Origin of the sequence: Nocardia amamiensis NBRC 102102 (assembly GCF_001612745.1) — a bacterium.
GTDB lineage: Bacteria > Actinomycetota > Actinomycetes > Mycobacteriales > Mycobacteriaceae > Nocardia > Nocardia amamiensis.
Genome location: NZ_BDBA01000177.1, coordinates 22744 through 29199, shown reverse-complemented (window position 1 = coordinate 29199; position 6456 = coordinate 22744). Strand labels below are relative to the sequence as shown.

General features: G+C 67.7%; 7 protein-coding genes. 2 read left to right on the top strand and 5 right to left on the bottom strand.

Annotated features, from left to right (window positions below; all coding sequences use genetic code 11):
• The coding region (locus tag NA4_RS28340; protein ID WP_169811138.1) for an acyl-CoA dehydrogenase family protein at positions 1-470 on the bottom strand (470 nt) is incomplete at its 3' end.
• A 269-nt stretch (positions 471-739) separates the two neighbouring features.
• On the opposite strand from NA4_RS28340, the gene NA4_RS28335 reads away from it, so the two are divergent.
• On the top strand, positions 740-1330 hold the full coding sequence (locus NA4_RS28335) for an alpha/beta hydrolase family protein (protein ID WP_067476709.1): 591 nt from the start codon (positions 740-742) through the stop codon (positions 1328-1330).
• Between the two features lie 87 nt (positions 1331-1417).
• Here the strand turns inward: NA4_RS28335 and NA4_RS28330 are convergent, their stop codons facing one another.
• The 4 genes from NA4_RS28330 to NA4_RS28315 form a co-directional block, all read right to left on the bottom strand.
• Positions 1418-2107 carry a class I SAM-dependent methyltransferase gene (locus NA4_RS28330; protein WP_067476688.1) on the bottom strand — a complete coding sequence of 230 codons (690 nt, stop codon included), beginning with the start codon at positions 2105-2107 and terminating at the stop codon, positions 1418-1420.
• Positions 2108-2174: 67 nt separating this feature from the next.
• Positions 2175-3374, bottom strand: a complete 1200-nt coding sequence (locus NA4_RS28325) for an erythromycin esterase family protein (RefSeq protein WP_067476685.1) — start codon at positions 3372-3374, stop codon at positions 2175-2177.
• A gap of 94 nt (positions 3375-3468) precedes the next feature.
• Entirely contained in the window at positions 3469-4575 is a 1107-nt protein-coding gene (locus NA4_RS28320; RefSeq protein WP_067476706.1) for a glycoside hydrolase family 183 protein, read from the bottom strand.
• Between the two features lie 178 nt (positions 4576-4753).
• The gene (locus NA4_RS28315; RefSeq protein WP_373862846.1) at positions 4754-5497 is read right to left on the bottom strand and encodes a crotonase/enoyl-CoA hydratase family protein; all 744 of its coding nucleotides are present in this window, start codon (positions 5495-5497) and stop codon (positions 4754-4756) included.
• 189 nt (positions 5498-5686) lie between these two features.
• Here NA4_RS28315 and NA4_RS28310 point away from each other — a divergent pair, with 189 nt between their 5' ends.
• The gene (locus NA4_RS28310) at positions 5687-6451 is read left to right on the top strand and encodes a crotonase/enoyl-CoA hydratase family protein (RefSeq protein ID WP_067476680.1); all 765 of its coding nucleotides are present in this window, start codon (positions 5687-5689) and stop codon (positions 6449-6451) included.
• Positions 6452-6456: the final 5 nt, after the last annotated feature.

The following is a 6456-nucleotide window of genomic DNA, read 5'->3' as shown; positions in this document are numbered from 1 at the left end:
CCCTGCTCGGCGGCGATCGTCGCCCAGCCCTTCTGCTCTTCGGTGGCGTTGTTGTAGAAGATGTTCGCGAAGCCAGGACCCGCGGCGTACATGAAGGCAGCCGGCTGCGCGCCCAGCAGCAGTTCCGCAATCGCCCAGTAGGCCGCGCGCGGGATCGGCAGGCCGCCGAGCTCCTCGGCGACGCCGAGCTTGTCCCAGCCGCCGTCCTGCAGCGTCCGGTAGCTCTTCTTGAAGGATTCGGGCAGCGTGACCGTGTGGGTCGCGGGGTCGAAGACCGGCGGGTTGCGGTCGGCGTCGGCGAAGGACTCACCGAGCGGGCCCTCGGCAAGGCGACGTACTTCGTTGAGCATCTCCTTGACGGTGTCCGCGTCGAGGTCGCCGTAGGCGCCGCTGTCCAGGATGGAACCAAGGCCCAGAACCTCGAAGAGGTTGAACTCCAGGTCGCGGACGTTGCTCTTGTAGTGACCCATTGTCAGTACTCACTCTCCGTTGAGTTGGTGCGGTCGGTTGGTGCCGTTCCCGCCCGTTGTTCGCGCCACCGGGTAGCCGTGCCGGTTTTCCGCATGCTACTCGCGGGTAACTTATGCGCCATATTACCGGTCGGTAATGAGGACGCAAAGAGCTGAGCAGGCAATGTGATGCGTTTTACAGTGTCTGATGGGCGCGTCGCCGGTGCGGCGTGCACGAAAGCCGCCAGTCCCAGCGAACGCGCAGCGCCCCGGGTGCGAAAATGAGCGCGATGCGCATCGAGACGAGTGCTGGACCGGCCGAGGTCGAGCTCGAGCAGCCCCGCAGGCCCGCGTTCCTGCTGCTGCTCACGCATGGCGCGGGCGGCGGGGTGGATACAAAGGACCTCCTCGCGGTGCGTGATTCGGCGCTACGACTGGGTGGCGCAGTGGCGCGGGTGGTACAGCCATATCGGGTCGCAGGGCGCCGGGCGCCCGGTTCGGCGGTCAAGCAGGACGAGGCGTGGCTGGAGATCGTCGCTCGGCTACGCGGCCGCAAGCGCATTCCGCTGATCCAGGGCGGGCGCAGCAACGGGGCCCGGGTCGCCTGCCGCACCGCCGTCGCGGCCAGGGCTCGCGGCGTCATCGCGCTCTCGTTCCCGCTGCATCCGCCGGGCAAGCCGGAGAATTCCCGCCGGGATGAGCTACTTGCCCCCGGCGACATCGAGGTGGTGGTCGTCAATGGAGCGCACGACCCGTTCGGCATTCCCGACCCCGCTGATGCCGCCGAAGTGCGGATCGTTCCCGGGCAGCCGCACTCGTTCCGCGCGGGATTCGATCTGATCGCCGAGACCGTCACCCCGTGGTTGGAGCGCTGGTCCTGAATCCCGGCTCGCAGTGTCGTCGGTGAGCGGGCTCACCCGAGTCTGACCGGCCGCTGACCGTCGGCGTGCGGTCCTTACTAGGGTGTCTCACTCGGTCGGCGCATACTCGGCCGGGCGAGTGGCGATGACCAGGGCGTCGATGGCTTCGCGGGTCTCGGTCGGGCGGTACACGCGGTCGGCGATGCGGACGCGGATGCGGTGGGCGGCGATCACGGGGCCGAGGTCGGCGACGATGTCGTCCGGGGTGAAGAGGATGGCGGGGTCCTGTGGCCCACCGCAGCCGTCGGTGAGGTTGGTGGTGTCGTGGCCGAGGACGAACAGGGTGCCTTCGGGAGCGAGCAGGCCGGCCGCCTTGCGAACCACCGCGCGGCGGTGCTCGGGGGGCAGGTGCAGGAAAACCATCAGCACCAGCTCGAACGGCCCGGTGATGCCCGCAGCGTCCAAGTCGGTGACGTCGGCGCACTGCCAGGTGATGCGACCGCGGACCGAGCGGGACAACCGGGACGCCACGGTGCGCCCTTTGTCGATGCCCACCTGGGAGTAGTCGACGGCCTGTACCTGCCAGCCGTGCGTGGCCAGCCAGAGGGCGTTGCGGCCCTCCCCGCACGCCAAATCGAGTGCGCGGGGGAACTCGGGTGGCTCACCGTCGGGTGTGGCGGGCTGCGGCGGCGTCCGCCGTTCCAATCCGTAGACATGTTCCACCACGGTGTTGTTCGGCGGTGCGCCCCAGACCAATTCCGTTTGCGCATAGCGCTCGTCCCAATCGGCCGCATCCATATCGTGAGTCTATTGATCCGCGGTCGGGAGTTCGCAAGGTTGCCTGTGGGTACATCCAGGCGGCGAATCACCCATCGAGCCAGTGCACCGGCGTTGTCGCGCGCACGTGGATCAAGACGTCGAACGCGGCGGCCAGGGACGCCAGCTGGACGTACGCCTCGGCGTCCGAGGCCGGGTCGTAGACGCCGCTGATGGTGCGCATCCGCGCGGGGCCCGCCAGCCGGTCGCGGACCGATTCCGGCGCGTCGGCGTGCAGGTCCACGTAGTACGCGGGCAGCTCGACGTCGCCGAGCGCGGCGTCGACCAGCTCGGGGCGCGGATCGGGCGCCACGGCCATGCCGAGGTCGCCGTGGTGGAAGCCGATGGCGACCGACACGTACGCGTCGCCGAGGTGATCGCGCAAATGACTTCCGGCGCCCCGGAATTCGGCCGTTCGGAAGCCGATCGGGAGGCTGGTCGTGTGGGCGAGCCCGTCCCAATAGACGATCTTGGCACCGGTCGCGCGCTGCCGATTCAGCACCGTCTCGGCGGACGGTCGCTCATCGCGGGCGAAACCCTGGCTCGCCACGCTCTGTCGGTGGAAATCGAGGATCAGGCGGGCATGGACGAGGGCGGTAGCGCGTTCCGGCGTGTCCGGCAATGTCTCGAGCAGGGCGACGGCCTCTTCGGCGTGTTCGGCGAACGGGCGGCCGGGGTGGATGCCCTGGTGCCGCTGCACATGTTCGTCGACCTGATGTGCGGTGCGGATCGGCGCGAGGTGCGCCTCGATCGCTGACCACTGCTCGGGAGCCGTGTCGCGCACGTAAGCCAGCACCGCGTCGTAGTCGCTCGGCTCGGCGTTGGGTGGTTCGACGCCGAAGATCCGCACCGGGTCGTCCGGATGGGCCAGGTTGTACGCGCGAATCCAGCGCAGCGCCGCCACAGATTCCTCGGTCCGCCACGGGCGCCATGCACCGGCGAGCACTGTTTCCGGATCGCCCTCTCCGGCGGTGACGAACCGGTCCCAGCGTTCGCCGGAACGCGCGCTGTCCTGAATCGCCAGCGCGCGGAAGCCATGCCGTTCGACGAGGGCGCGGGATATCCGCTCGCGGACGCCGAAGGTCTGCCGGGAGAACCGCGTCGACTCGCCGAGCCCGACTACCGTCGCCGCGCCGAGCCGCGCGACCAGGGCGTCGAGGTCCCGGCTGGGGAAGCCGGGGTCGGTGCTGTCGATCGCGACGGCGTTGTCGCGCAGCCAGCTGCGCATGTCGGCAGTGATGGTGACCATGAAGCCTCCCGGAGACGTGAACGATCCAACGCGCCTCAGCCTCATACATAAACCTTTATTGAGGTCAAGCCGCGTTGGATCGGTACGTCGCGAGCTACAGCGTCGTGCGCATCAGCACGACGTTGTATTGGCTGTGCACGGTCGTGAGGAAGTACAGATCGCGACCCGTCTGGTACGGAAAGATCGATGGCGCGTAGGCGCTGGGCAACTCGCGCGTGTCGATCAGCACTTCGGGTTCGCTCCACGGGCCCGCCGGAGAGGGCGCGCGGCGCATCACCACGGAATTGAACGGGTCGGTGGTGAGCGAAACGAACTGCCCGAGATAGGAGTTGTACATCACCGACAGCTCGCCGACGCCCCACATGATGGGTGCCGCGGCATTCACGTCGTTCTTACGCCAACTGTGGCCGTCCCAGTATTCGTATTCGCTGAGATCGGCGATGTCCGGCGCCCGGACGCGAGCCACGTGGGCGGTGTTGTTGCGGCCGGAGCGGGTGCCGTATTCGTAGATGTATCCGCCGTCGGCGAGAAACGCGTTCATCTGGAAGTTGACGTTCCCACCCTCGTTCGGGCGCCGGGTTTCCGGCAATTCCGCCCAGGTCTCGCCGTTGTCGCCGGAGACGGCCAGCCCGGAGAAGTTGGTGCTCCACCGTCCGATGTCGTCCCAGCTGCGCACCGACATCAAGCTCATGTACTGCACGCCGTCGACCGCGATGCCCGCGGTGGGAATGCGGCTGATCTCCAGGAAGGGAATCTTCGGGCTCGGGATCAGATCACGCGCCTGGCCGAACATGTCGCGGACCACGCTGTCGAAATAGATGCCCTCGGCCGGATCCTGAGTATGGCTGCGGAGCAGGATATTGCTGCGCCAGGCCCACATGCTGCCCGCGAGCAGATTCGGGAAACCGAAACCGGCGGTGTCGCCGAAGGCGGTGAGCATTTCGCCCTGCCCGTTGTCCCACATGATGCCGAGGTCGGTCCCGAGGACGTTGTAGTTCTGGGTGTTGTTCGGACTGGCCATGCCCGTCACTTGGAAGACCGCCCTGGCGCGGCCGACCAGATTGGGCAGTCCGGTCGTGCCGTTGAGCACCGGAATCGGGTTGATGGCGTTCGGGTTGGCGATCGCGGGTGTAGCTGCTGGGCAGAGCAAGGCCGATACACCCGCCAGCGCCGAGAGCAGCAAGGATGCCGTCTTGATCAAGGTCTGTGAGCCCTCCGGTTTCGTGCCGGGAGCGATGCGAAACACAGACGTCCCGCGATACACAGACTCCTTCGCAGTGTGCCTCGCACCGCTAGTTCGACTGGCTGGCAAATCGTGCAAATGGTAGCAGTGGAACCGGCGGATTCGTGGCTTCCGTCTCAGACTGGTTAGCGTTCAGCTACCTTGCTGTTAGATTGCCGATCGCCTTCCGCAGGATCAGCGGGAGTTGGGTGGCGCGCTCGATGGCGAAGGTCCGCCGCGGCGATGCGTGCCAGGTCTTCTCGAACAGCCGCTTGGCGGCCGCGACGGCGTGCTGCGGCCGGGCCGCGATCTGGTCGGCCAGTTTCTCCGCCTCGGCGACCGGGTCGGCCACTACCTCGGTGACCAAGCCGATCTTCGCCGCGTAGACGGCGTCGACGGTGTCCGCGGTCATCGTCAGCAGGAGTGCTTTGTCCACGCCGACCAGCCGGGACAGTGTCGCCGATCCGGTCATGTCGGGGACAAGGCCGTGCTTGGCTTCCATTACGGAGAACTCCGCGTCGGGCGTGGCGAAACGGATGTCCGCGGCGAGCGCGAGCTGGAGTCCGCCGCCATAGCAGCGTCCGTGCACCGCCGCGATCACCGGGACCGGCAGCCGCCGCCACGCCCAGCACGCTTCCTGGAAGGCGTTCGTGCCACGCCCGGGCGGCGGTAGGAAGTTCCGCACGATTGCCAGTGGATCGCTGGAAGCCGCCGCTATGTCCATGCCGCTGCTGAAACTGGGTCCGTTGCCAGACAGGATTACCGCGCGTACACCCGGCTGGCGAGCCACGGATTTCGCACTAGCAATCAATTCGCTAATCATGTCGATGGTCAGGCCGTTGTGCTTGTCCGGCCGGTCGAGCGTGACGTAGGCGCGGTCGTTGTCGAACCGCAGCTCGATGTTGGTGCCCATTCTCGAATCTTACTCGCGAGTCAGTTCGGCTGGAAGTCGATGTGGCGACCGCGCTTGCGCTTGCGGGAGCCCGCATACTGGTCCGGGTGTCGGATGCCGGCACCACCGCGGCAGCCGCCCCTGTGGTCGGCGATCTCGCCGCCGACAGTTCACCCTGCTCACCGAGAGGAGCGCCCGATGACCGACCTGGTAGGTGTCGAACGGCGCGATGCGATCACCGTGCTGACGGTCAACCGTCCCGAGGCGCGTAACGCGATCAACCTGGCCACCGCGCAAGCCATCGAGGCCGCCGTCGACGAGTTCGAAGCCGACGCCGCCGCACGCGTGCTGGTGCTCACCGGTGCGGGCGGAACCTTCAGCGCCGGAATGGATCTCGTCGCCGCCTCGAAAGGCGAGATGCCCATCACCCAGCACCGCGGTCCACTCGGCATCACGGCGAAACCACCGGCGAAGCCGATGATCTCGGCGGTCGAGGGCTTCGCGCTGGCCGGTGGTTTCGAGCTGGCTTTGGCCGGCGATCTCATCGTCGCCGCGCGGGACGCGCAGTTCGGCATTCCGGAGGTCAAGCGCGGCCTGGTCGCCGCGGGCGGTGGCGTGCTGCGGTTGACCCAGCGGCTGCCGCGCAGCATGGCCGCTGAATTGGCGCTCACCGGTGGACGGGTCGGCGCCGAACGGCTCTACCAGCTCGGCTTGGTCAATCGGGTCACCGAACCCGGCGCCGCGCTGTCCGCCGCGCTGGAGCTGGCGGCCGAGATCGCCGCGGCCGCACCGCTCGCGGTGGCGGCGAGCAAGCGGATCATCGACGAGTCACCGGATTGGACGGTCGCGGAGGCGTTCGCGAAGCAAGGCGAGATCGCGTTGCCCGCACTGTTCTCCAAGGACGCCGCCGAGGGTGCGCTGGCGTTCGCGCAGAAGCGCGAGCCCCAGTGGCAGGGCCGCTGAACCGG